This is a genomic window from Marinomonas phaeophyticola (assembly GCF_026966905.1).
In the GTDB taxonomy this organism is placed as follows: Bacteria; Pseudomonadota; Gammaproteobacteria; order Pseudomonadales; family Marinomonadaceae; genus Marinomonas; species Marinomonas phaeophyticola.
In genome coordinates, this window is the sequence record NZ_JAPUBN010000015.1 from 41,857 (window position 1) to 64,134 (window position 22,278).

The window sequence follows — 22,278 nt, forward strand, 5'->3', positions numbered from 1 at the left end:
ACTACTTTAACGATATGGCTTCATTTTCTATTCTGCTGCGTTGTGCGATTAAATCCCAATACCATTTCGTAGTGGGTCGTTTAGATTATTAATTAACTTTGCTTCTCGTGTAATAAAGGCTTTTCCTGTTATTGACGGTATGATTGCCCCAGGTACGGCCTCCGGATTTGATGAAAGTTGGTAACTTAGCGTGTAACCACTGCCAATGGTACTTTCCTGATAAATTTCCTCTCCCGCTTCTAATAAGTTATCCGCTGCTAAACAGGATAAGCGAGCTGAACTAGCGGTACCACAAGGAGATCGGTCATATGCGTCATCAGGGCATAGAACAAAATTACGGGTGTGGCCTTGCTCGGTTAAAGCCGGTCCAAAAAAACAATATGGTCAATAATACCACCGTTTTCGCCTTCAATTTCGTGAGCGTAGATGGCTTCTCTTATCGCTATCCCTGTTTCGGTTAGTGCTCTAATATTGCTTGGAATGACGTCGATAGGAGCATCATTAATCATATAGAACCAGTTGCCACCGTAGGCAATGTCCCCTGTTACTGTGCCGACGTCTTTTACTTCAATTGAAACGTCTTTTTTAAAACGATAGCTATCTATGTTCCTCATGGTAACCGTGTTTTTATCCGTGAGAGTCACTTCAACAATGCCTACAGGCGTCTCTATTTTATAGGTTCCAACATCAATTTTACCTATATGAGCGAGAGTCGCGGCTACCCCTATGGTTCCGTGGCCGCACATGCCAATGACGGCAGCCGCATCAAAATAGATAACACCGGTAACACATTCGGGATGAGTCGGTTCGACAAGTAGAGCCCCTACCATGGCTTCTTGACCATAAGGTTCTAGGACAATAGAAGGATAAAAATCCTTAAACTCCGTTGCTAAGCGTGCCGCCCGTTCTGCTAAAGGACCTGATCCAAGATCAGGGCCTCCTTCGAGAATTACTCGGGTAGGTTCGCCTTCTGTATGGCTATCTACGATAAGCATTCTGTGATTACTCCACCTTGTTTAGACCAATCTGCAAACCACGTTTTGAACAAGTCATATTGATCTTCACAATATGTACGTTGTGCTGTATTTAGTTCGTCAGTTTCATTGAAGTGTAAGCGATATTCTTCTTCACCGTTTAATACCAATAGGTATTTAAAGAATAGTACAAGTTCTGGGCCTTCATCAAAGCTAGCAAGGACCGACATAGATTCCTCTAACTCCTGCGCTCTAAGACGCGCTTCGGCATTTCCTGTAGCTGCTAGTTTAGATAGTTTGGTGAGCAGTAGGACTTCATTTGGAAGTGCGGTACCAATTCCGGTAATGGCACCAACAGCACCGCATTTAACAAAACCATGATAAACCGCAGTATCAACCCCCACCATAAGCAACACATCGTCATCTTTAGAAGTAATGTTTTCTGCTGCATAGCGCATCGCTTCTTTGCTACCGAACTCTTTAAAACCGATTAGATTTTTATGTTCAGATCGCAATTCAAAGAATAGGTCTGCACGGGTTTCAAAGCCATAGACAGGACTATTGTAAATAATCGATGGAATCGAAGGGGATGCTTCTAAAATCGCTTTAAAATGGTTTTTTTGTGCAGCGATAACAGATCCTCGAGATAAAACACGGGGGATTACCATCAGTCCTGCTGCTCCAACCTTTTCTGCGTGAGCGGCGTGAGCAACCGCTGATTTTGTATTGATTGCTCCAGTACCGACAACAACAGGAATCCCCGCTTTGACTAAGCGTTCTACGCCTTCCATGCGCTGCTCATCTGTTAATAATGGCCAATCACCCATGGAACCACAATAGACAACACCAGACATGCCTGCGGCCATCATTTGTTGGCCCTTTTTAATCAAAGCATCAAAGTCTGGAGTACGGTCTGCTTTACATGGCGTCATGAGAGCCGGTATTACACCGTTGAAAACGTTTTTATTCATTTTGATTTCCTTTGAGGTATTTTGGGATATTGGATACAAAATACAATTAAGAGATTGAATCGTCAATAGAGATTTTCAAATTAAATAACCAAAATACGCTATATGTGTAAATAAAAAGCGTTTTTTTTGAGAGTAAAAGCCGATTTCTATGTTTTATAGAATGAAGTTTATTTTGCGATTAAAGAAAGGATTGTTCATAAACAAGAAGTGGGTTAGTCGTCATCCAGAGACGTTTTCTTTCGGTAGGATAGCTAAGACAAAGAAATACGATAGGTTATGATTACAAAGGAGTATGTTCAGAAACACCTACTTTGTATCAAACCGTTAATACAAAATAAATAAAAAAAGGGCCCACAATGTGAGCCCTTGTTAACGATTTAAAAGTGCTATTTAAGCTTCTCTCTCAATTCGTTTGGTAATGATGTATTGCTGAATAATAGACAAGGTGTTGTTACATACCCAGTACAATACTAAGCCGCTTGGGAACCACAAGAAGAAGAATGTGAACGCAATTGGCATGATTTTCATAATACGTGCTTGCATTGGATCTGGAGGTGTTGGGTTCAACATCTGCTGACCGAGCATACTTACACCCATTAATATTGGTAATACAAAGTATGGATCCATATAAGATAAGTCATTAATCCATAGCATAAATGGGGCATGGCGTAATTCCACACTTTCCATTAATACCCAGTACAATGATAAGAATACAGGCATTTGCACCAAGATAGGTAAGCACCCACCAAGAGGGTTAATCTTTTCTTTCTTGTAAAGCTCCATCATAGCGGCAGACATTTTTGTTCTGTCATCACCATGTTGTTCCCGTAGACGTGTTAATTCTGGGCCAAACTTACGCATTTTTGCCATCGAACGATAGCTTGCTGCAGACAGTTTAAAGAAGACCGCTTTCACACAGACAACGATTAATATAATAGCGACACCCCAGTTAATCACTACGGATTGAATCGCCGTTAATAGCCAAAACAAAGGTTGAGCTAACCACCATAACCAACCGTAATCTACGGTTAAATCAAGGTTTTCAGCGGTTGCTGACAATTGATCTTGAAGTTTAGGCCCTACATAGAATGTGGATGCTAGCGTACCTTGTTGACCCGCCGCTATTTCTACTCCTGTGCCAGTAAAGCCAATAAGATTAAAGTCATTGTTTTTACGTGCTTGTAGGGTAAAAGTCTGTCCTTGCTCAGGAATCCAGGCGGTAACAAAATAATGTTGAAGCAGTGCTATCCAACCTTTTGTTGATGTCACTTTCACCGGTTCTTCAGCCATGTCTGAAAACGACACTTTTGAATAAGGTGTTTCTTCATTGGAAATAGCACCACCTAAATAAGGCTGTAACCCTAAACTGGTTGAGCTACTTGGATCTTCAGAATTATCGCGTTTAATTTGAGCAAATAAATTACCTTTCCAAGCAGAACTAGATAAGTTATTAACCGTAATTAACTGGCGAATTTTGTAGTCGCCTTCAGTGAATCGGAAGGTTTTTGTATACTGAACGCCAAGAGCATCAGTGAAATACAAATTAACATCTAAACTGCCGTCACCTTGCTTTAATTCATAAGACGAATTTTCTGAACTGTATACTGGGCGACCTTCTTTTGAGGCATCAGGACCATTTGGTCCGATAAGGCCGCTTTGAGTTACATAGATACGTTGGGCGTTATTCTCAAGAATAACTAACGGATCGTCTTCATCAATGACTCGTTTATATTGTAATAAAGAGGCACTAACGATATCGCCACCAATTGGATTAATACCAACCTGTAACGTGTCTGTAGTGATGCTAATTAGTTCACCTGATGCAACAACGGAAACCGCTCCTGGTATTTCTGAGCTGTTGGTTGCTGTATCGGTAACAATAGCAGAAGGAATATCGCTATCATTAGCTGTATTTGAAGGGACTGATTGAGAGCTTTGGGCAACGCTTTGAGTGGACGAAGAACCATAATCTTGGTTCCACTGTAAAAACAGCATATAGCCACTGACAAAAAGCGCACCCCATAAAAAGTAACGTCTGAAATCCATGGTATTCAACTAATTATTGTATTGGTTAGACAATAGGTTCAAAAAAGAACCCTTTTAAAAACACGCGTTATTAAAGCAGTCTTTTGCTGTTTTTTCAGCCTATTTTTGCTTTGAACGGTAGTCTTTTGGTTTTTTAGAGGAATTTTTTGTTTTTTTGACGATTTGATCCCATGCTTTATCGAGTCTTTTCAATAAAGTGGCATTATCAATGTCTTTAATTCCTTGTCGAGAAAGAAACACAATATCAAATCCGGCTAGATTCAATTTGTGATGGCGAAATGAATCCCGTACCAAACGTTTGATACGATTTCTTCCAACCGCCCTTTTTTCCGTTTTTTTAGCAACAATTAAACCTAACCTGGCAAGGTCATCATTTCGTTTAGTCGCTAATATAAGGAATTCCCCGGCAAAAACTTTCGAGGTAGTGTGATCGAATACGGTTTTATAATCCCCAGCCGTCAGAAGTCTGACTTGCCGGGGAAAACAAAAGTCGGTCATAAGCGGGATTATGCGCTTAGTGCCTTGCGGCCGCGAGCACGACGACGATTTAGGATTTGACGTCCACTTTTCGTTGCCATACGAGCACGGAAACCATGATTACGTTTGCGTTTTAGAACGCTAGGTTGAAATGTTCTTTTCATCTCTATTTTCTCTCACTGAAGCAGTGTTTCAGTTTTGAGGGTTAGCCTTAGCCAAGCCTCTACAATTTGATTCAAAATCAGGCGGCGGATTTTAATGAAAATCTATCAATAGATCAATGTAAATTAAATGTTTTCTATTAAAAAATTACTCACAATTCAATTCGATTAATTATGCACAGACTTAATAGACGCTTTTTGAATAACTTGCATTGAGCAAACTTAACTTATGCACATGCCGTTTATTGTTGATAACTTTTTCCTTTATATTCATTTAGTTATAGAGAAAAAAACTGTGTACAAAATATCATAAAAAGATTCCTTTACTTGTTGATAACCTTTATAGATATACACAACTAAAAAGATCAATAAACAGGTGTGTATAACTATCTCTGTTATTAACATTATCTCTTTAAATAACCCTTTCAAGTGAATAATGTATTTTTTGTGGATAAGTTTTCTTTAGCGCTGTATGATTCCGCCCTATTTATTTTTTATTATGGAGTAAGCATATTGTGTCTTTGGAGCATTGGGATCTTTGCCTGAAGCGGTTGCAAGACGAATTCTCCGCTCAACAATTCAATACTTGGATTCGACCTTTACAAGTAGAGTCTTCTGAATCCGGTGATTTATTACTAACGGCACCTAATCGTTTTGTCTTAGATTGGGTGACGAATAAATATCAAACTCGTATAAAAGAGCTTTTATCTGAAATTTCAGGTAATGAGCCTGCACCAAGTTTGATTTTTAGTGTTCGTGCTCAAAATATGAACAAGCCATCTACTCCACCACCAAGACCTGCTACGGAGTCTACGCCAGTTGCACTGACTAGAGAGGACGTCTCTCAGCCTTCTTTCCATACTGGGTTTGGTTTGATGGATGCGGAAGCGGATAGTCGTACAGATATCGAATTTGAAGCACCGCTAAAGCTAAAAGAATCGTCGCTTATTGGCTCACTTGAACCATACGAACAAGGTCAATTACCACTGAATTCTACTAATCGAAAAGTCGAAGTCGAAGGTGGGATTAACCACGGCGCAAATTTAAACAACTCTTTTACTTTTGATAACTTTGTGGAAGGTAAATCAAACCAATTAGCTCATGCCGCCGCATTGCAAATTGCGGAAAACCCTGGTGGCGCTTATAACCCTCTTTTTATATATGGAGGGGTTGGTCTTGGTAAAACCCACTTAATGCAAGCGGTGGGTACCGAGTTGATGCGCCATAATCCAAATGCAAAAGTGGTTTACCTGCATTCAGAGCGATTTGTTGCGGATATGGTAAAAGCATTGCAATTGAATGCCATTAATGACTTTAAACGCTATTATCGGTCTGTTGATGCCTTACTTATTGACGATATTCAGTTTTTCGCTGGAAAAGATCGTACTCAAGAAGAATTTTTCCATACTTTTAATGCGTTATTAGAAGGTGGTCAGCAGATGATTCTTACCTGTGATCGTTATCCAAAAGAGATTCAGGGCCTTGAAGATCGATTAAAGTCACGTTTTGGTTGGGGGTTAACCGTTGCGATTGAGCCTCCAGAGCTGGAAACGAGAGTGGCAATTTTAATGCGCAAAGCGGATGAAAGTGGTATCAAGTTATCTTATGATTCTGCTTTCTTTATTGCTCAAAAAATTCGTTCTAATGTACGAGAGTTGGAAGGTGCATTAAAGCGTGTTATTGCAAACTCTCATTTTACCGGACGTGCGATTACGCCTGATTTTGTTCGTGAGTCTTTAAAAGATTTGTTAGCACTGCAAGATAAGTTAGTAAATATTGATAATATTCAGCGTATTGTTGCGGAATATTATAAAATTAAAGTAAGTGATTTGTTATCGAAACGGCGTAACCGTTCAATAGCAAGACCGAGACAAGTGGCGATGTCGTTGGCTAAAGAGCTTACTAGCCATAGTTTACCTGAAATTGGTGATGCGTTTGGTGGTCGAGACCATACAACAGCATTACATGCGATTCGTAAAATTAAAGAATTACAGGATACAGATTCTGATATCCGCGAAGATTATAAACAACTTATGCGAATTTTGACGACCTAATGCTAGGTGTTAAGTTAAGAAAACGGGGATCATAATGAAATTTTCAGTCGTCCGTGAGACGCTTCTTAAACCACTTCAATTAGTTGCTGGTGTAGTAGAACGTAAGCAAACCATGCCTGTATTGGCGAATGTCCTTGTTGAAGTTAAGGATAATATACTTACTTTGACGGGTTCCGATTTAGAAGTGGAACTGATCAGCCATGTGCCATTAGATGAGTGTGAGGAAGGTCGTGTTACTGTTCCCGCTCGTAAATTGGTAGATATTTGTAAAAGTTTACCTGATTCAGCTGTGATCGAGTTCTCATTAGATGAACAAAAAGCGGTGATCCGTTCAGGTCGCTCACGCTTTAGCTTATCTACTTTACCTGCGGAAGAGTTTCCAAATATTCAGGATATGCAGGGTGAGCTTAATGTTGTTGTTGCTCAGTCAAGCGTTCGTCGTTTGATTGAAAGAACAGGTTTTGCCATGGCAAACCAAGACGTTCGTTATTACCTAAACGGTATGTTGCTTGAAGTCGCAGATGGTCAATTACGCGTTGTTGCAACTGATGGCCACAGACTAGCAACCGCGATAGAAGATGCCCAAGTGACTGGCGATTTAACACAAGTTATCGTACCTCGAAAAGGCGTGTTGGAATTAAACCGTTTACTAAGTGATACTGAAGAAACAGTGGAATTGGTGATTGGTTCAAATCACATTAGAGCCAAAGTTGCGGATTATGTTTTTACTTCTAAATTAGTTGAAGGTAAATTTCCTGATTATCACCGAGTGATACCACGCAATAATGAAAAAATCATTATTGCGGATCGGTTGGAATTGCGCCAAGTTTTTTTACGGGCTTCTATCCTATCAAATGAAAAATATCGTGGTGTTCGTCTTATTTTAAAAAATGGCATGTTGCAAGTATTTGCTAATAACCCCGAACAAGAGGAAGCGGAAGAATCCGTTTTGGTTCAGTATCAAGGGGATAACCTTGAAGTGGGTTTCAACGTCGGTTATTTACTCGATGTATTAGGAGTCGTAGACAGTCAAGAAGTGCGGATTTCATTGAACGATTCCAATAGTAGTGCCTTAATTGAAGAATCTCAAAGTCATGCAGCTCAATATGTTGTTATGCCTATGCGTCTTTAGTTTTCAATACAGTACTAGAAATAAAGTATTACTCTAAATCCAAACAGCCCCTGATTGAATCATGTATTTCAGGGGCTGTTTAATATGTAAATGTGCTGAATAAAGGCGTTTAAAATTATGTCGATAGTGCGTTTGGACATTTCCAAAGTACGCAACCTCGAACAGATCTCGTTTTCTCCTTCTCCCCAGGTAAACCTAATAACGGGTGTTAATGGAAGTGGAAAAACATCGATTCTTGAAGGTATCCACCTTTTGTCTTTTGGTCGTTCGTTCCGCAGCCATAAACATAAAACCTATATTCAACATGAAGAAGAAGAATGTGTTGTTTTTGCTCAGCTAAAAGCGAAACACAATGATTTTATTTCGATGGGGTTAAGACGCTCTCGTGATGGCTCTATTGATGTGCGAATTCAAGGAAAAAAAGCACAGTCTGTCGTAGAGCTGGCTGAAAGGCTTCCTGTACAGCTTATTAATCCTGATGCATTTCGATTATTGGAAGGATCTCCAAAAATTCGTCGACAATTTATTGATTGGGGTACCTTTCATTTTGATAATGGCTTTATAAATGCTTGGAGAGGGTGGCAAAAAGCATTAAAACAGCGCAATTCCTTACTCAGACGTGGTAAAATATCCACCAGTTTATTAATGGCTTTTGATCAAGAGTTGATTCGTTTAGGCGATAAAGTAAACCAGTATCGCCAAAATTATACAAATCAACTTACGCCAATCTTTCTATCTGTGTTGGCTGAGTTATCTGACTCAATTAAGGTTCGGTTAGTGTTTTCTCAGGGGTGGGACGCAACAAAAAGTCTTACGGATGCTATGGCTTCCTCCTGTGAAAGAGACATTGATATTGGATATACCCAAATTGGTCCACAGCGTGCGGATTTAAGGGTTAAAACGGATGCTGGAGATGCTCTCGATACGCTTTCTAGAGGACAACAGAAACTGGTTGTTTCTGCATTAAAAATTGCCCAAGGCAAAATGTTAATTGAAATGGGTAGTCCTTTGGTTTTCTTAGTCGATGATTTACCTGCAGAGTTAGATTCTCAACATAGACAAAAGCTGTGCGCTCTATTAGAAGCGTTAAATAATCAAATTTTTATAACCAGTGTTGAGCCAGATATTATGGATTACACTTGGTCCGACACAACCGACGTTCGTCACTTCGAAATGAAGGAAGGCGAATTGTCTTTATCCGAGCGAAGGTTTGCAGGAGAGTTAAATGAGTGAAAATAGTTACGATTCGTCCAGTATCAAAGTACTTAAAGGTCTTGATGCTGTGCGTAAACGACCAGGTATGTACATTGGTGATACTGACGATGGTACAGGTTTGCATCACATGGTATTCGAGGTCGTTGATAACTCGATTGATGAAGCGTTAGCGGGTCATTGCGATACGATTACTGTGACTATTCACCCAGATGAATCCATTTCCGTTTCTGATAATGGCCGTGGTATTCCTGTTGATATACATGAAGAAGAAGGTATATCAGCTGCCGAAGTTATTATGACCGTATTGCATGCGGGTGGTAAGTTTGATGATAACTCGTACAAGGTGTCTGGAGGTCTGCACGGTGTGGGGGTATCTGTTGTAAATGCCCTCTCAAAAAGTCTGACTTTGACTATTCGTAAAGACGGTAAAATTTACGAACAAAACTATGTGCATGGCGTTCCTCAAGCACCGCTTGCTATTATTGGTGAATCAGATGGTGCAGGTACAACGGTGCATTTTGATCCATCAGAAGATACATTCACAAATATTTTATTTGTTTATGACATTCTGGCGAAACGTTTGCGCGAGTTGTCTTTCTTGAACTCAGGGGTGGCGATTCACCTTAAAGATGAGCGTTCTGGCAAAGAAGATTTCTTTAATTATGATGGTGGCTTACGTTCATTTGTTGAGCATTTGAATACCAATAAAACACCGATCAACCAGATTTTCCACTTTATTTGCCAGCGCGATGATTTAGATGATGGTATTGCCGTAGAAGTCGCTCTGCAGTGGAACGAAGGTTTCCAAGAAAATATTTATTGCTATACCAATAACATCCCACAACGAGATGGTGGTGCCCATTTAGCGGGATTCCGTGCCGCTTTGACTCGAACTCTCAATACTTTTATTGAGAAAGAAGGCCTAGCGAAAAAATCCAAAGTGGCCACAACGGGAGATGATAGTCGTGAAGGTTTAACCGCTATCGTATCTGTGAAAGTACCTGACCCAAAATTCTCTTCACAAACTAAAGATAAACTGGTTTCTTCTGAAGTAAAAACCGCAGTAGAACAGGAAATGAGCCGTCGTTTCTCTGAATATCTGTTAGAGTCTCCAGGTGAAGCAAAAATCATAGTGAACAAAATGATTGATGCTGCACGCGCTCGAGAAGCCGCTCGTCGTGCCCGTGATATGACCCGTCGTAAAGGCGCACTAGACATCGCTGGTTTACCCGGTAAGTTAGCGGATTGCCAAGAGAAAGACCCTGCTCTTTCTGAAATCTACCTAGTGGAGGGTGATTCCGCTGGAGGTTCTGCAAAACAAGGTCGAGATCGTCGTACACAAGCTATTCTGCCGTTGAAAGGTAAAATACTAAACGTTGAAAAAGCGCGCTTTGATAAAATGCTATCTTCTGTGGAAGTCGGTACCTTGATCACAGCATTAGGTTGCGGAATCGGACGTGATGAATTTAATGTCGAAAAATTGCGTTACCACAGTATCGTTATTATGACCGATGCCGACGTGGATGGATCACACATTCGGACCTTGTTATTGACCTTCTTCTTCCGTCAAATGCCAGAAGTGATTGAGCGCGGACATATCTTTATTGCACAACCTCCACTGTTTAAAATCAAACGAGGTAAGCAAGAACAGTACATCAAAGATGAGCACGCTTTAGAGCAACATTTAATTGAAGTGGCTTTAGATGGCGCTAACATGTTTGTTAATGCTGATGCGCCGGCTATTCAAGGCGAGCCTTTGTCAAAAATGATGCATGATTACATCCGAATTGAAGACGATATCAAACGTATGTCTCGTGTGTATCCTAAAGATGTTATGGGTAAACTACTGTATTGCAAACCGCTGACTCAGGAAAGCTTGAAAGAAGAGGCGTCGGTAATTGAATGGGTTGAAGCAATACGTTCTATGATGCCTCTTGATGCTCGTACAGGCTTCCGTTTTGATTTCTCTGTTGAGTTTGATGTTGAACGTGGAGATTACTTACCTGTTGTTGAGATTATGTCTCATGGTGTTTCGAACCGTTACCGTTTTGAGGCCGCCTTCTTTAATTCTCCGGAATACAAGCGAATTGTGGCTATGTCTGATTTAGTGGGAGAAATCTTCAGTGAAGAATCTTTCATTAAGCGTGGTGAGCGACGTCAAAATGTTGAAACGGTTGAAGAAATGAAAGCTTGGTTGATGAAAGAAGCTTCTCGCGGTATGACCATTCAACGATACAAAGGATTGGGAGAGATGAACCCTGATCAGCTTTGGGAAACGACTATGGACCCTGAAGCACGTCGCATGTTGCGAGTGACCATAGACGATGCCGTTGCGGCGGATCAAATGTTCACTACCTTAATGGGTGATGAAGTTGAACCTCGTCGTAACTTTATCCAAGACAATGCTTTGTCAGTAGAGAATTTAGACGTTTAATCTTAAGCTTTTATCTATACAAAAAGCGATTAGAGCGAAAGCTCTAATCGCTTTTTTTCTGTATTTCAAAAATCTTTCAGAATCTTGGGTTTTAGTTTAAATGTTAATCATTATTATTATTGACCTAAAGGAGTGGGAGGACGATTATGTAGAAATGCAAGAAACAACAAGAGAAAATAATGTGTAATGTAGGTCAAGTGAGTCATCAAAAGTCTCGCACACTGTCGTTATCCAATGGTGATGCTAATGTTACGTGGATATTTGGGCATTCTCATCACAATCTGGTTTCAAAGAACTTTGATAAAGCCACATTTCTCGTTCGCCCTACTTTTGGCAAAGGCATGGAGTCCATTAATTCTGATCGAGTCAATGAAAAATAGATTAGCTCTAATGAGTTCACTGTTTTTAACTCTATTAATGCGATTTTTTATTATATGGTATCGATACTATGAGACTTTTGTTTGCACGGCTTCCGTTAGGATTGCAGTATAGTTTGTTATCTGCATTGGGATTTTCGTTAATGATGAGCTGTGTAAAGTTGGTCAGTTCTTATCATATTCCCGTGTTTGAGATCATCGCAGCAAGAGCCTTGATTTCATTATTGATTAGCTATGTGGACATTAAGCGAAAAAGAATTGCGGTTTTAGGGAGTAATAAAATGCTTCTGTTTACTCGAGGCACTGTTGGTTCTTTAGCTCTGTTGTGCATTTACTATTCGGTCACTGTGATGCCGTTAGCTGAAGCGACAATTTTACAGTATCTTCACCCAGTATTTACGGCCGCGTTAGCGGTATTTCTACTGAAAGAAAGGCTTCAATTTTCAACCGTCGTATGTCTTGTATTCTGTTTATCTGGACTCTTGGTAATGGTAAGCCCTAATATCGCTACGGATACGGTAACAGCCTACCCTATCTGGGGCATCATTGCGGCGGTCGTCGGATCGTTTGGCAGTGCGATTGCTTATATTATTGTGAAAAAATTAAGTCGGGTAGAAGATAGCTCAGTGATTATTTTTTACTTCCCCTTAGTTGCATTACCTCTTTCTTTGATATTGCTGGGGGACGATTTTGTCATGCCTAACATGGAGTCTTTTATACTTTTAGTGTTTGTGGGTCTATTTACACAAATTGGTCAGGTAGGTATGACGAAAGCCATGCAGTACGAAGTCGCCAGTAAAGTCACCGCCTATTCTTATATACAGGTTGTTTTTGCCATGGTATTTGGCATTCTACTGTTTTCTGAAGTGCCTTCTGTATTTACTCTAGTAGGAGGCGGGCTTATTTTGACTGGGGCGTTTATCAATGTTTTTGGAGGCAAATCAAAGAAAGCGATGATTCAATAATATCCAGCTGTGATCCTTTAGTATAAAACGGTTGATGAGTATCAACCGTTTTTTTATCATAGGGGCAGATACCGTCTTAAACTTCAGCCGCGGTTACAGAAAATTCAACAAGTACATTTTGGCTGGCCATACGCGCTTCAACGCACGCTCGTGCTGGTTTTGGTTTGTCCGCTATCCAAGCATCCCAAACGTTATTTAACTCGGTAAAGTCTTTCATATCTCGAATGTAGATAGTAACGGACAGCATACGCTCAGCAGACGATCCTGCTTTTTCTAACAGTCCTTCAATTTTTTCTAAGCAACGACGAGTTTGTTCCGCGGTATCCCATTCATCTGAACCCGCTGTCTGTCCACATAAATAAATTGTACCGTTGTGCTTAACGATACGGCTCATACGTTCTGTGGACTCAATGTGAGTAATTTCCATTTTTAGCTGCCTCTTAAAGTAGTCGGTTTTGTTAACGTTACCATTATAAAAAAGAATTAGAGTTTATTTGAACATGTTTAGCTATGAATGATAAGTCATACAGAGTTTCTGTTTTTTAATAGGATCAGAATAAAGTAACTTCCTCCAATGATAGCGACGACAGTCCCCGCGGCTAATTGATTTGGATAGATAATGATTTGCCCTAACCAGTCTGATAACTGTAATAATGTGGCACCAATTAATGCAGAAAAAAAGAGTTGAGGCACCACTTTTTTTGCACCTAAAAGTCCTGCCAAATGCGGAGCTACAATACTAACAAATGCAATGGGGCCAACAAGCGCGGTAATAAATGCACATAATCCGGCACTGATCATGAGTAAGATAATAAAGCTTTTTTGTACAGAGACACCTCTAGCCGCAGCGGTGATACGACCAATGGATAACAGTGTTAGCCACCTTTGTAGTCCAACAGCAACGACGATAAATAGAGTCACTCCAACAATTAAGGAAATCGCTTGGTTCGGTGTCACTCGGTAAGTGGAGCCAGAGAGCCAGCGAAGGATATCATAGACATCATCAGTACCTGTCATTAAGACACCTTGGATAAGTGTTTCTATTAATGCCGTTAAGGCTACGCCAGTAAGAATTAATGATGTTGGAGCAAAGTGAAAACGTTTACCTAACAATAACAAAGTGCCCAGAATACTCATACTTCCAACGAAAGCGACTAGGGGGCCTAATTCACTAACACGTATTCCAAGCAGTAAGCTGACAAGAATTAAGGCTAAAACGGCTCCAGCAGAAAGGCCTAATAAATCGGGACTTGCTAGAGGATTGTGGATCAAACGCTGTAACATGACACCGGCCACAGCCATACCTGCACCCGCAAATAAACTGGCCGCTAACCTAGGCCAACGTAAAGGCCAAGCAAACTCATTAGGTAAATGAAATTGATATATATTATTGTCTATATGAGTAAAAACGCCTAAGAAGATTACACTTAGTAGAGCACCAGTCATTAATATAATTGTTCTAATTGACAGCGTTCTAGAGCCTTGAAGTGCCATAAACGCATGCTGGCTTTGCGGCTTTTTGTTACCACGGTGGCGAATTAATATAATTAATAAAGGGGCACCAATTAATGCGGTTGTTAACCCTGTGGGAACCAGATCAAATGTTAATGTATTTGCGAATAACGCCATACCATCCGCAATCATTAATAAGCTAGCCCCAAGCAAGGTCGATACTATTAATTCGGATGTGGCGGTACGTGCGCCTAAAAACCGTGCCGCATTTGGTGCAACTAACCCAATAAACCCAATAATTCCTACCATGGTTATTGCGCTTGAAAGTATCCATAAACCACTAATAATTAAAGTAACAAATAACCATACTACGTTGAGTCCTCGAGCGGCCGCAGCGGCTTGCCCTAATCTGAGTAAAGTGAGTGGTTTGCCTGCAAAAGCCAGAATAGTAAGTAGCAGAAGACAGTGAGGCCAAAACCATTGAACTTTATCCCAGCCGTTTTGGCTTAAATCCCCTGCTCCCCAAATAAATAGGTTTCGAGCATACTGATCGTTTAGCAAAATCAATGCTGTAGTAATGGCGCCAAAAAGCAAGTTGACGGCCATACCTGAGAGTATCAAAGATAATCCGGATAAATTACGGACACCTGATATTAACAAGACAAACCCTAATGCCAGTGCCGCGCCTGACATAGCGGCAAAAACTTGAAACTCTGTCTGTCCTTGAGGCCAAAAAATGGCGAGTACAATTAATCCTAACCAAGCACCACTGGACGTTCCTAAGGTTACCGGAGATAGCAATGGGTTAAGTGTAAGTTGTTGAATTACGCTCCCAATACATCCCATTACAGAGCCTACTAACAGTGCCATCACCAGTCTAGGAAGCCGAGAAAATCCCCAATCAATTTCATCGAACCCTTGTGCTTCCTGTCCTGAAATAATGGAGAGTTGGGTTGAAATTGATAACGAGGAATCGATTTGTAAGTAGCAAACCGCCGTAAATAAAAAGGCGTTTACTAAGAGGAAAGCGCGTATCATTGTTTAGGGTGCCACCGATAATAATGCGGTTGTCAGCGCTTCGGCTAAATATTTTAAAGACATGGCTCCGCCATATGTCCAGGTGGATTCAACTGAAGCGGTGTGTTTGTTAATCACAAACGGCATGGCTTGCCATAACCTAGATTCTTGGAGTTTTTTCACTTGATAAAAAGGCTCGAAATATAAAAGAATACCTTGATCTATTTGTTTAAGGCTCTTTAAACGTTGTTGATTAATTCCCCACTGACTGGTTGGTAATGACAATGCTGGCTCTATGCCTAAACGGTTAAGAGCGTATTGAGGCATAGAGTTGTCTCCATATACATAGGCAGAGGTTGTTGAGGCAAATCGTAGGCTGGTTACGGGGGGAATACCGTTAGGAAACGAACGTTTTAGTTGATTTGATAAAGTGTTAAAAACCTCTTCTCTAGCGGTGAGTTTCTGCTGTGCTAATGCTGTCTTATTGAGTAATTTGGCTATTGTTAAAAAAGCTAAATCAGCTTGCTTTGCATTATTGTGATCTTCTCTATAGGTATCAAAAACAACAACGGGAGCGATGTGTTCTAAACGAGCCTGTTGAGACTTTAGTGCATCTGAAATAAGAATGACATCTGGTTTAAGTTGAGCCAAGCGTTCTAAGTTTGGCTCGGCTCGGTTACCTATGTCTATAGTTGCATCTGGAATGGCTGGTTTTACAACCCATTCTCTGTAGGCCTTAATTTCTGGTACGGCGATGGGTGTTATACCAAGCTCGATGACATTTTCAGCTAGTGCCCAATTAAGTACAGCGACTCGGGTTGGTGTTGTTTTAAAAGTGACTTCTCCTTGACTATCCTGAATGACAGTCTCGGCTGGCGAATTGGCTGAAAAAAGTAGTAGAAAGTTTATGATACACGCCATATAAAGTGCTGTAGTGTGAGTGAGTATTAACATGCAAGAGCAACCTTGGTATTGTTTTCTGGATGGTTGATGAGTGTCATAGGGATATTATAAAGTGATTCTAATTGCTCTTTTTTCATGAAATCGTCAACTGTTCCATGAAAAACACAACGGCCTTCATCGATGGCGAGAATACGATCAGCATAACGAGCTGCAAGATTAACATCGTGAAGTATTATGATAATCCCCTGACCTGTTTCTCTGTTTAGTTTTTGTAAAAGAGACAAAAGCTCATATTGATGGCTGATGTCGAGAGCCGATGTGGGTTCATCAAGTAAGAGAACGGGTGATTGTTGCGCTAATAGCATCGCTATCCACGCCCTTTGTTTTTCTCCTCCAGAAGCTTCTTCGACCAATTGATTTTCATAGTGAGATAACCCAACTTGCTTTAGTGATTGTGTCACTATGTCATGGTCCTTCTGCCGCCAGCGCCCCCATGTCCCATGCCAAGGGAATCGTCCTAATTGCACCAGCTCTCTAATAGTTAATCCAGCGGCTTCAGATAAAGACTGTGGGAGAAACGCAATTTCTTGAGCGAGTTGCCTTTGAGAAAAACCTAACAGTGGTTTTTCTTTAAAACGAATGCACCCTTTCGATGGATGTAACTGTCTGGCAAGACATTGCATTAGAGTGGTTTTGCCTGAGCCATTTTTTCCTAAAATCACGGTTAACTTGTCTGTAGCAAGCGTTAAATTAGGGATATCAAGAATGGGTCTCTGATTACGTTCAATAATGAGTTGAGAGAATTCAAACATGTCTTGGTTGACTCTTTTTTTGTTTAGGACAATTGTTGCAAAGATCGTTTTTCTGACAACGGAATGTTAAGCAGCAGGTTCGTCGGTGGAATATAATCTGATGACCTTGCCTTTCTAATCGATCAATAGGGTCAAGTGGCAGAGCCATAGGACTTGACCATTTGAGGTAATCTTCCTGAATTTTTTTAGGATTGTATTTTGGTATGTTTTGAGTGGCCGTTGTAAGATACCCCATCATTAGATCTGCAAGCAGAGCTTTATATAAAGTTGATTTACCTTTAAATTCGTCAGTGTGAGAATTTACTAAAGGGTCGAACAACAGCGCAAGTTGTGACGCGGCAGACTGAATACGAGCCTCTAGTGAACCTATTAACCAAGTGCCATCACGTAAGGTATAACCTGCAATATAGTTGTGATATTGATACTGCTGTATTGATGCTAAGGTATCAGGTACTTGCTTTAAGTGATAAACACACATTAATGCGAGTGAAACGGGCTGCCACCAGCTTAATTCCCACGCTCTAATTCGCCAGTAAGGTATGCCTGCTTCAGGGTGTGCTTGCTGTAATCCTTGTTTTAAATTACGTAATGCTTTAGTGGCTGAACAGCAAGAAAAGTAGTCTATTGCATCCTCCTCCTGCCATTCTTTTCCCTTTAGTGGTTCATAGAACTGTTGGGCTCCTGCGAACAATTGATCAAGAGGTTTCATCATAGCCTAAGGGTACCAAATACTGATTTCATAGTACTAAAAGTCATAGCGAGCACTTACTTCAAATGAGCGTTCATCGCCAAACCAGCAGTTATTTTCATCGTAGCAGCTATAGTATTCTTCATTAAAAGCATTAGAAATTGACAGCTGAATATTTGCTCCTTGTAGATCTGGAGACAATTTAGCTAGGTCATAACCCATGGATAAATCCACTAAGGTAGCAGAAGGAACTTTGTCAGTATTACGGCTGTTTAGCTCCATTTTCCCAATATATCTGACACCAGCGCCTAAAGTCGCTCCGGCCAAATAGCCTGATTGGGGCGCATAATTTAGCCAAGATGAAAGTTGCTGCTCAGGAGTCCAAATCGGTGTATTTCCTTGAATACCGCTATTGTCTTTGATCACTTCAACATCTTGTTTTGTATACGTAGCTAACAAATTAACTTCAGAGGTAATATGTTGCTGTAGCTCAAGCTCAATACCTCGAGAACGGACTTCCCCTACCTGTATCAAATCGTATGGGCTGCCGTTTGGGTCTCGAGTGAGTACGTTTTCTTTATTGATTTGATACGTTGTCAGACTGGCAATGGTGTTTCCGGAATCGTATTTAATTCCTGCTTCCCACTGACCAGCAGTGGATGTGTCATAAGTTTTGCCATTGACTCCACGGCCTGGTACGGGTTCAAAACTTTGTGCGTAGCTAATAAAAGGCGATATGCCATTATTGAGTTCATAAAGTGCACCAATTCGACCAGTAAACTGGCTTTGATCAACCTGTGTATCCGTCTGCGAGCCGTATTTCTTGCCTTTTTCTGTAGACTCAAAACTGTCATAACGACCACCTGCAATAAATACCCATTGATCTAATCGAATCTGATCTTGTAGGTACAGTCCCACTTGTTCTTTCTGAATAGTAAAATCACTGCTGTAATAAGGGTTATAACTCAAAGCGGAGCGAATAATTTGATTATGATTCGGGCTAAATAGATCTAGAGAAGGTGCTGTGGCGTCTTCATATTTAATATCAGAAGTTAATTTTAAAAAATCTAGCCCGACGAGTAGGTTGTGTTCTGCTGCGCCAACATCAAACAAGGCGGAAAATTGGTTATCAATAGTGATGCCTTTTGACGATTCGTCGGTCAGGTAAGCTTGACGTGTTATTGTTCGTTCGTCTTCCCCTAAGCCGGTTGAATATGTGTTTTCTTGGTAGGCTGTTGCATCCATGCCCCTGACATTTTGTAAGAAGCTCCAGGTACCGTTAATAGAATGATCGAGTTTATACCCAAATAGTAATACATCACGATCATAGGTTTCCCAATTACGATCACCTGCATAAGTATTAGGACTAAGAGAGCCATTTACATTATCAAAAACCGTTCCTTTCGATGGTAAGGAAGAATAAACCCCTGCTGCAGGGTCTTGTTGATAATATAGGTTTAGATTAAGTTGAGTTCGTTCGCTGAGTTCTAAGTCGAGTGATGGCGCAATCATGATTCTTTCTTCTTTAGAGGTCAGTGCTTGACCGTCTTTTTTTCTGATTAAACCAATGACTCTGTAGTTTATTTTGTCGCTAATAGGCCCAGTACTATCAATTTGTACTTCTTGTTTATTATCACTACCCAATGTGATTTCAAGGTGATTTTGGCGGCTTACTTGGGGTGATTTGCTGATAAGATTGACCATACCTCCTGGAGGCATAGCACCATATAAGGTAGACGTTGGTCCTTTAAACACTTCAACTTGTTCGATGGCTGCCGTATCTATTTGTGGTTGTAAATTCCAGTCGTTATATAGTAGTTGCAACCCATCGTAATAGTTTTGTTGGTTATTAAAGCCTCGAATATTAATGAAATCATTGCGGCTTATCGCCCCTCCTCTTAATTCGGTATTGGTACCTGAGGTATAACGGATGGCTTCAGATACGCTTTGAGTACCCCTTTGAGTAAGGCTTTCTTTCGTTGTGATGGAAATACCTTGTGGCGTTTCATAAGGTTCTAATAAGGTTTTGGTTGCTGTATTCCGGTAGGATTGCCCTTTTACGTTAAGTACCTCTAACAGGTCTCCATTGACTTCTCGTTCTTGGGCAACACTAACTATGGAATAGGATGAAGCGATAGCGATAGTAAGGGCGATTAAAGACGGTCTAAAGTGAGTAGGCGAAGGCATTGGAGCTCCAAGAAGTAGATGCTATTGATAATGAATCTCATTATAGTTTCTATTCTAAAGGAATACTTAACCTTTTGGGGCATTATTGATAAATAACGATGAATTTTATAATGGCATTAAGCTGTTTGTGTATGGGGGCGGATAGGAATCCAATACTCCATATCGCTGTCAGGGTTGTTAGCGTCATAGTTCGGCTCGTACTTTTCTAATTCAAACCCTGAAACACCATCATAATTAGACTCAGGCAACCAATGGCACAGGAACCAGGTCAGCGCTTCTTTAATTGCTTGAGCGTTGCCATGTATTGGGATAACAGCATATTCTTGGGTGGGGACTTCTAGTATCTCTTCAAAAGGCAAAGGATCTCGATGAGTGGATTGGTATCCAGCCCAATATAATACTTGTTGCGGATAATCACTATTATCGTAAGTATTAACGACACCTAGCGCGTTTTCTTCGAGGTGAAGTCTTGATTGACTTTGTTGATAGAGAGAGTGTTGATTCTCAAGCCATTTCCATAGCTTAGGTACAGATGTCTGGAAGTTTGGTTTGGAAGAAGAGAGTCCATGGACCCAGGTAGATATACCGTAAAGAGTAAAAGCGTTATGACTTTCAATACGAATTTGCATAAAGGCTTTCGTTGGCGTCCAAGGTGATTTACTTGTTGTATGACAAAGTAACGGAGTTCTTAGGCCGTGACGCTGGCCTCGTTGACGGTACTCCCTTGGTGAACAAGAGAATAACTGCTTAAACGCTCTGCTAAAACTGACATCTGATTCGAATCCGCACTCAAGTGCAATTTCGAAATGTTTCGCGTTAGAGGATAAGAGTTGCTCTGCCGCATGACTTAAGCGTAATTCACGAATATATTGAGCCACAGTGAGGCCTGTTGTTTCTAAGAATACTCTCTGTAGCTGCCAGCGAGACCAGCAGCTTTGTTCGGCAATCTCAGTAACATTTATTGATTTATCTAGATTAGCGTGAATGTAATCCAATATTTTTTCTATACGCGTAAATCGTGTTGTCAGAGCCATACAGTGTTTCTTATAAAATAATAATGATTCTCATTTTATAAGAAACGAATTAAATACTCATTACTTTCATGCAGATTTTTATATTAGCTAAACTGTAAAAGAGATTAAGTAATATTAAGAGAGATTTTACCTAGGTAACTACTATTTTTTCATCGGCCGACATGATTTACTTCCGCTGAAAAATTTTGTCATGATTAGCCTTAGTAAAAAGGCGCTTTAAAAGAAATTGAATGGGGTTTTAAATGAGAGAAGTGCCACGCACCGCCACCTATTGTTCCATGTTTATTGCGGCCGGTCTGATTAGCGGTGTGCTTGGCCCTAGTCTAATTTATTTATCGAATTTGGTTGCGGCGAGTGTGACTGAAATTTCCACTCTTTTTGTCGCTCGTTCTATTGGTAATATGTTTGGTGCCGTGATTGCTGGGCGTGTTTACGACAAAATCAAAGAAGCACATCACTACTTAATCGCTATGCTCGTCATTGGTTGTGTTTGCATTGCTCTTACTCCTTTTTCTACCAGTTTATTGATGCTTATTATGGTGTTCGCTGTGATGGGGTTCGCTGAAGTGTCGATCAATACTGGCGGCAATCTCATGATTTTATGGCTGCATAAGGACAAAGCAGGCTCTGCGGTTTCGCTATTACATTTGTGTTATAGCTTGGGTAATATGGTTGCGCCTTTGATTCTAATTCTCGGTGGAACATTAGGCCATGATTATGGTCCTGGGTACTGGATTATCGCCCTTTACACGTTATTTTTTCCTTTTCTGTTGTGGCGCCAATCAAGTCCTAAATTGGAGTCAACCCATAAACAAAATGGCCCACAAGCCTTTAATAAAGTGTTCTTTTTGTGTTTTGTGTTAACCATTTTTCTGTATGTAAGTTTGGAAATTACAGTAGCAGGTTGGATCAGTACTTACGCCGTATTACAAGGGGTAGATAAAACACAAGCGGCCATTTTGGTTACCTGGTTTTATGTTGCACTTTCTTTTGGTCGTTTTATTTCTGTACCTGCTTTACGTTGGGTTTCGTTAGTGTATTCATTATTTGCCTTATTATCACTTACTATTATTGGTGTGCTAGTACTGTTATTTTCGTCGCTTTCTATGGTTGGGGTAGCGTTGATTCTAGGACTTGGTTGTTCTGCTTTCTTTCCGATTTTATTTTCATTTGCAAACGGCGTGGTACCATTAACAGGCAAATTAACGGGTTACGTTTTTATGGGTTGTGGGCTCGGCGCCATGATTATTCCGGCTATTACTGGACCTCTTATAGATCATTTTGGGGCCAGTGTTTATCCTATTATTTTGCTGTTAATGGCGCTTCTCTTAATGGGCAGCTGGGTGAATCTACTAAGACTTAGCAAGGTTAAATAGGGC

Annotated in this window: 17 protein-coding genes and 2 pseudogenes; 7 read left to right on the plus strand and 12 right to left on the minus strand. The window is 40.5% G+C overall.

Annotation, left to right across the window (positions count from 1 at the left end):
- Positions 1 to 48 precede the first annotated feature (48 nt).
- The 5 genes and pseudogenes from O1D97_RS09295 to rpmH form a co-directional block, all read right to left on the minus strand.
- A pseudogene (locus O1D97_RS09295) lies at positions 49 to 995 on the minus strand (4-hydroxyproline epimerase).
- Entirely contained in the window at positions 983 to 1,945 is a 963-nt protein-coding gene (locus O1D97_RS09300) for a dihydrodipicolinate synthase family protein (protein ID WP_269124964.1), read from the minus strand. Before O1D97_RS09300 ends, O1D97_RS09295 begins: the two are co-directional and overlap by 13 nt.
- Before the next feature lie 390 nt (positions 1,946 to 2,335).
- The gene (gene yidC, locus O1D97_RS09305; RefSeq protein ID WP_269124966.1) at positions 2,336 to 3,991 is read right to left on the minus strand and encodes a membrane protein insertase YidC; all 1,656 of its coding nucleotides are present in this window, start codon (positions 3,989 to 3,991) and stop codon (positions 2,336 to 2,338) included.
- 99 nt (positions 3,992 to 4,090) lie between these two features.
- A complete protein-coding gene (gene rnpA, locus O1D97_RS09310; RefSeq protein ID WP_269124967.1) occupies positions 4,091 to 4,489 on the minus strand; it encodes a ribonuclease P protein component in 399 nt (132 codons plus the stop codon).
- 8 nt (positions 4,490 to 4,497) lie between these two features.
- Entirely contained in the window at positions 4,498 to 4,632 is a 135-nt protein-coding gene (rpmH, locus tag O1D97_RS09315) for a 50S ribosomal protein L34 (protein ID WP_191601716.1), read from the minus strand.
- Positions 4,633 to 5,144: 512 nt separating this feature from the next.
- On the opposite strand from rpmH, the gene dnaA reads away from it, so the two are divergent.
- The 6 genes and pseudogenes from dnaA (at position 5,145) to O1D97_RS09345 (ending at position 12,806) form a co-directional block, all read left to right on the plus strand.
- Positions 5,145 to 6,683 (plus strand): chromosomal replication initiator protein DnaA, encoded by a 1,539-nt coding sequence (dnaA, locus tag O1D97_RS09320; protein WP_269124970.1) that lies wholly within the window; start codon positions 5,145 to 5,147, stop codon positions 6,681 to 6,683.
- Positions 6,684 to 6,717: 34 nt separating this feature from the next.
- On the plus strand, positions 6,718 to 7,815 hold the full coding sequence (dnaN, locus tag O1D97_RS09325; RefSeq protein ID WP_269124972.1) for a DNA polymerase III subunit beta: 1,098 nt from the start codon (positions 6,718 to 6,720) through the stop codon (positions 7,813 to 7,815).
- A gap of 117 nt (positions 7,816 to 7,932) precedes the next feature.
- Positions 7,933 to 9,040 (plus strand): annotated as a pseudogene (recF, locus tag O1D97_RS09330) (DNA replication/repair protein RecF).
- Positions 9,041 to 11,464, plus strand: a complete 2,424-nt coding sequence (gyrB, locus tag O1D97_RS09335; RefSeq protein WP_269124974.1) for a DNA topoisomerase (ATP-hydrolyzing) subunit B — start codon at positions 9,041 to 9,043, stop codon at positions 11,462 to 11,464. It begins immediately after the preceding pseudogene.
- A 179-nt stretch (positions 11,465 to 11,643) separates the two neighbouring features.
- Positions 11,644 to 11,844 carry a hypothetical protein gene (locus tag O1D97_RS09340; RefSeq protein ID WP_269124976.1) on the plus strand — a complete coding sequence of 67 codons (201 nt, stop codon included), beginning with the start codon at positions 11,644 to 11,646 and terminating at the stop codon, positions 11,842 to 11,844.
- A gap of 68 nt (positions 11,845 to 11,912) precedes the next feature.
- Positions 11,913 to 12,806 carry a DMT family transporter gene (locus O1D97_RS09345; RefSeq protein ID WP_269124978.1) on the plus strand — a complete coding sequence of 298 codons (894 nt, stop codon included), beginning with the start codon at positions 11,913 to 11,915 and terminating at the stop codon, positions 12,804 to 12,806.
- Between the two features lie 76 nt (positions 12,807 to 12,882).
- Here the strand turns inward: O1D97_RS09345 and O1D97_RS09350 are convergent, their stop codons facing one another.
- The 7 genes from O1D97_RS09350 to O1D97_RS09380 form a co-directional block, all read right to left on the minus strand.
- A complete protein-coding gene (locus tag O1D97_RS09350) occupies positions 12,883 to 13,233 on the minus strand; it encodes a RidA family protein (protein WP_269124980.1) in 351 nt (116 codons plus the stop codon).
- A 95-nt stretch (positions 13,234 to 13,328) separates the two neighbouring features.
- Complete coding sequence (gene fhuB, locus O1D97_RS09355; RefSeq protein WP_269124981.1) at positions 13,329 to 15,296, minus strand: Fe(3+)-hydroxamate ABC transporter permease FhuB; 1,968 nt, start codon at positions 15,294 to 15,296, stop codon at positions 13,329 to 13,331.
- A gap of 3 nt (positions 15,297 to 15,299) precedes the next feature.
- Positions 15,300 to 16,229, minus strand: coding sequence for an iron-siderophore ABC transporter substrate-binding protein (locus O1D97_RS09360; protein ID WP_269124983.1), 930 nt, complete (start codon positions 16,227 to 16,229; stop codon positions 15,300 to 15,302).
- Positions 16,223 to 16,990, minus strand: a complete 768-nt coding sequence (locus O1D97_RS09365; protein ID WP_269124985.1) for an ABC transporter ATP-binding protein — start codon at positions 16,988 to 16,990, stop codon at positions 16,223 to 16,225. The genes O1D97_RS09360 and O1D97_RS09365 overlap by 7 nt, the downstream gene beginning before the upstream one ends.
- Positions 16,983 to 17,702: a siderophore ferric iron reductase gene (locus O1D97_RS09370; protein ID WP_269124987.1), complete on the minus strand. Its 720-nt coding sequence runs from the start codon at positions 17,700 to 17,702 to the stop codon at positions 16,983 to 16,985. The genes O1D97_RS09365 and O1D97_RS09370 overlap by 8 nt, the downstream gene beginning before the upstream one ends.
- A 33-nt stretch (positions 17,703 to 17,735) precedes the next feature.
- Positions 17,736 to 19,865 carry a TonB-dependent siderophore receptor gene (locus O1D97_RS09375; protein ID WP_269124989.1) on the minus strand — a complete coding sequence of 710 codons (2,130 nt, stop codon included), beginning with the start codon at positions 19,863 to 19,865 and terminating at the stop codon, positions 17,736 to 17,738.
- A 116-nt stretch (positions 19,866 to 19,981) separates the two neighbouring features.
- On the minus strand, positions 19,982 to 20,899 hold the full coding sequence (locus O1D97_RS09380) for a helix-turn-helix domain-containing protein (RefSeq protein ID WP_269124991.1): 918 nt from the start codon (positions 20,897 to 20,899) through the stop codon (positions 19,982 to 19,984).
- Positions 20,900 to 21,141: 242 nt separating this feature from the next.
- On the opposite strand from O1D97_RS09380, the gene O1D97_RS09385 reads away from it, so the two are divergent.
- The gene (locus O1D97_RS09385; RefSeq protein WP_269124993.1) at positions 21,142 to 22,275 is read left to right on the plus strand and encodes an MFS transporter; all 1,134 of its coding nucleotides are present in this window, start codon (positions 21,142 to 21,144) and stop codon (positions 22,273 to 22,275) included.
- The last annotated feature ends 3 nt before the right edge of the window (positions 22,276 to 22,278 follow it).

Bases quoted from the DNA above. Each gene is read 5' to 3' on its own strand.
- gyrB (WP_269124974.1), top strand. From the start codon at position 9,041: ATGAGTGAAAATAGTTACGATTCGTCCAGTATCAAAGTACTTAAAGGT.
- O1D97_RS09345 (WP_269124978.1), top strand. From the start codon at position 11,913: ATGAGACTTTTGTTTGCACGGCTTCCGTTAGGATTGCAGTATAGTTTG.
- rnpA (WP_269124967.1), bottom strand. From the start codon at position 4,489: ATGACCGACTTTTGTTTTCCCCGGCAAGTCAGACTTCTGACGGCTGGG.
- O1D97_RS09360 (WP_269124983.1), bottom strand. From the start codon at position 16,229: ATGTTAATACTCACTCACACTACAGCACTTTATATGGCGTGTATCATA.
- dnaN (WP_269124972.1), top strand. From the start codon at position 6,718: ATGAAATTTTCAGTCGTCCGTGAGACGCTTCTTAAACCACTTCAATTA.
- O1D97_RS09370 (WP_269124987.1), bottom strand. From the start codon at position 17,702: ATGATGAAACCTCTTGATCAATTGTTCGCAGGAGCCCAACAGTTCTAT.
- O1D97_RS09365 (WP_269124985.1), bottom strand. From the start codon at position 16,990: ATGTTTGAATTCTCTCAACTCATTATTGAACGTAATCAGAGACCCATT.
- O1D97_RS09385 (WP_269124993.1), top strand. From the start codon at position 21,142: ATGAGAGAAGTGCCACGCACCGCCACCTATTGTTCCATGTTTATTGCG.
- rpmH (WP_191601716.1), bottom strand. From the start codon at position 4,632: ATGAAAAGAACATTTCAACCTAGCGTTCTAAAACGCAAACGTAATCAT.
- O1D97_RS09300 (WP_269124964.1), bottom strand. From the start codon at position 1,945: ATGAATAAAAACGTTTTCAACGGTGTAATACCGGCTCTCATGACGCCA.
- fhuB (WP_269124981.1), bottom strand. From the start codon at position 15,296: ATGATACGCGCTTTCCTCTTAGTAAACGCCTTTTTATTTACGGCGGTT.
- O1D97_RS09375 (WP_269124989.1), bottom strand. From the start codon at position 19,865: ATGCCTTCGCCTACTCACTTTAGACCGTCTTTAATCGCCCTTACTATC.
- O1D97_RS09380 (WP_269124991.1), bottom strand. From the start codon at position 20,899: ATGGCTCTGACAACACGATTTACGCGTATAGAAAAAATATTGGATTAC.
- O1D97_RS09350 (WP_269124980.1), bottom strand. From the start codon at position 13,233: ATGGAAATTACTCACATTGAGTCCACAGAACGTATGAGCCGTATCGTT.
- yidC (WP_269124966.1), bottom strand. From the start codon at position 3,991: ATGGATTTCAGACGTTACTTTTTATGGGGTGCGCTTTTTGTCAGTGGC.
- O1D97_RS09340 (WP_269124976.1), top strand. From the start codon at position 11,644: ATGTGTAATGTAGGTCAAGTGAGTCATCAAAAGTCTCGCACACTGTCG.